The sequence below is a fragment of the uncultured Aquabacterium sp. genome (assembly GCF_913773725.1).
GTDB lineage: Bacteria > Pseudomonadota > Gammaproteobacteria > Burkholderiales > Burkholderiaceae_C > Aquabacterium.
The window spans coordinates 1-2,574 of record NZ_CAJYGK010000163.1 but is presented as its reverse complement, the minus strand read 5'-3'; the positions used below and the strand labels follow the sequence as shown (position 1 = coordinate 2,574).

Genomic DNA, 2,574 nt, shown 5'->3' with positions numbered 1-2,574 from the left:
AAGGTCCACTTGGAAGCAAGCGCCGGCTCCACATCGAACTTCTCCGTGTACCGCGTGAGGCTCTCGTAGACATAGCCCGAGATCGTGGTCGTCGCGGAATGGTTCTGCGAGTGCGGGTCCAGTGTCTGGATGTCGTTCTGCGCAGCCCAGCGCAGCGGGTTGGCGGTGGCGGCGAGCGTGGCGCTCAGCAGTAGCGCGGCGGTGGCCAGGCGCAGTTTCATCGGCAATCCTCCGGGGTTGGGAGCCGCGATGATCGCCGAAGCTGCGCCGGCCTGCAGCGCTACTTGACCGTGGTGTAGCGCGCCTCGAAATAGTCGTTGGAGCGGTGCAGCGTCTGCACGCCCGGCTTCATCGCCCACGGCCGGATCTGGTGATGGATGGGGATGAACAGCGATTCGTCGCGAATGCGCAGCAGCGCCTCGCGGATCAGCGCGTTGCGCTTGGGCACATCCGGCTCGAACTTGATCTTCTGGATCAGCGCGTCGAGGGTGGCGTCGCTGACCTTGCCGAAGTTGAAGTTGCCGTCGGCGCCCTGGGTGCGCGTGTGGCCCCAGGCCTGCATGCCGTACAGCGCGTCGTAGGTGGACACGCCCCAGCCCAGCATGAAGAAGGGCGATTCGCCGCGCTGGAAGGTCTGGCTGTGGGTGGAGAAGGGCGCGGCGACCAGCCGTGCCTTCACGCCGATGCGGGCCCACATCGACACCGCCGCCTGGCAGACCTGCTCGTCGTTCACGTAGCGGTTGTTGGGGCAGTGCAGCGGCAGCTCGAAGCCGTTGGGATAGCCGGCCTCGGCCAGCAGCTTGCGGGCCTTGGCGACGTCGGGCTTGAGCGGCGCGTCCAGCGCCGCGTCATGGCCGTTCACGCCGGGTGCCACCATCAGCGCCGCGGGCACCGACAGCCCCCGCATGATGCTGCGCTGGATGGCCATGCGGTCCAGTGCCAGGTTCATGGCCTCGCGCACGCGCCGATCCTTGAACGGGTTGCGCCCATTCACGCTGGATTCGCGCAGTTCGTCGCTGCCCTGGTCCATCACGAAGAAGATCGTGCGGATCTCCGGCCCCTCCACCAGCCGGACCTTGCCCTCGGCCTTGAGCTTGAGGAAGTCCTGCGGCGGCAGATCGGTGACCAGGTCCACATCGCCCGACAGCGCGCCGCCACGCGCGTGGGTGCGCTCTTGATGGGCAGATAGCTCAGCTCGGTGACGTTGCCCGGGTTCTTGTCCCACCAGTCCTTGTTGGCCACCATCTTCACGGCCTGGTCGGGCTGCCAGCTCACCAGCTTGTACGGGCCCGTGCCATTGGCATTGCGTGAGGCGTAGTTCTCTTCCTTGGCCTTGTAGTCCTGGGTATGGGTCGTGTTGTTCTTCTCCGACCACGCCTTGCTCATGATCGGGAAGCTGATGATGTTCTGCAGCAGCATCGGCGTGGGCGCCTCTAGAAGCAGGTCGACGGTGAAGTCGTCGATCTTCTTCACCTCCTTGATGCCCGACACATAGGTCTGCTTGGTGCCCTGCGGCTGCGTGATGCGGCCGAAGCTGAACACCACGTCGTCGGCCGTGAACGGGGAACCGTCGTGGAACTTCACGCCTTTGCGCAGCTCGAAGCGCACCTGCGTCTGCGACAGATACGTCCACCTGGTGGCCAGCGAGGGCTCCGGCCGGTAGTTACGGCCCAGGCGCGTCAGGCCCTCGTAGATGTGGTTGCCGATCGCGTTGGAGGTGTTGTGGTCCTGCGAATGCGGGTCCAGCGTCAGGATGTCGTTCTGTGCAGCCCAGCGCAGCGGGGCGGCGGCCGCACTGCCCAGCGCAATGGCGGCGAGCAGGGGCAAGAGGCGGGACAGGCACTTCATGCGGCTTCCTTGGGGACGGCAGAAGCCAAAAAATGTAGCGGTGCCTCGCGGCGGGCCGGCTAGGGCTTGCCCCCAGGCTCGAGCGAGCAGTCGCAGCCGCTGCCCGAGGAAATCCAGCGCTTGACCAGCCAGCCGCGCACGCCGCTCGGTTGGTCCGTCAGCGCGCCGCACACATAGCGGCTGCCGTCCCAGCGCAGCGCCACACAGGCGCCGGTGAGCCGCCGGCTCAGCAGCACACCCAGCGGGCAGGGTTCGGCCAGGCAGCAGATGCCGCAGCCGTTGCAGGGCGCCCCGAAGGCCGGTTTGGCCGGCGCGTCGGGGTGGATCTGGATGACCTGCGCCTTCAGGTCTTGACGCCCAGCTCGCGCAGGCGTTCGTCGAGGTAGCTGCCAGCGGTGTAGCGGTCGCTGAGCACCACGTTGTCGCGCGGGTGCAGGAACAGCGGCAGTGACACCCGGCTCTTGGTTGCGCCTTCGCCGGTCGGGTTGACGACGCGGTGCTGGGTCGACGGGTAGTAGCCCTCGGAGGCCTCCTGCAGCATGTCGCCGATGTTGATGGTCAGCGTGCCGAAGTCGCAGGGCACGTCGTGCCACTGCTGGTCCTTGCCCAGCACCTGCAGGCCCGGCTCGTTGGCGGCGGGCAGGATGGTCAGCAAATTGATGTCGCCATGGGCGGCGGCGCGCAGCGAGCCGGCCGGCTCGTGGCCCGTCAGCGGCGGGTAGCGCA

2 protein-coding genes and 2 pseudogenes are annotated in these 2,574 nt (G+C 67.1%); all 4 read right to left on the bottom strand.

All coding sequences use genetic code 11. The annotated features are described in order from the left end of the window. Positions 1 to 221, bottom strand: a pseudogene (locus tag QZ709_RS21260) (ABC transporter substrate-binding protein); the annotation flags it as partial. Positions 222 to 280: 59 nt separating this feature from the next. After that, positions 281 to 1,848 (bottom strand): annotated as a pseudogene (locus tag QZ709_RS21255) (ABC transporter substrate-binding protein). Between the two features lie 59 nt (positions 1,849 to 1,907). Next, complete coding sequence (locus QZ709_RS21350) at positions 1,908 to 2,084, bottom strand: hypothetical protein (RefSeq protein WP_366937194.1); 177 nt, start codon at positions 2,082 to 2,084, stop codon at positions 1,908 to 1,910. Between the two features lie 107 nt (positions 2,085 to 2,191). Continuing rightward, positions 2,192 to 2,574 (bottom strand): 2OG-Fe(II) oxygenase family protein (locus QZ709_RS21245; RefSeq protein WP_294639546.1); only part of this gene is annotated, 383 nt, incomplete at its 5' end.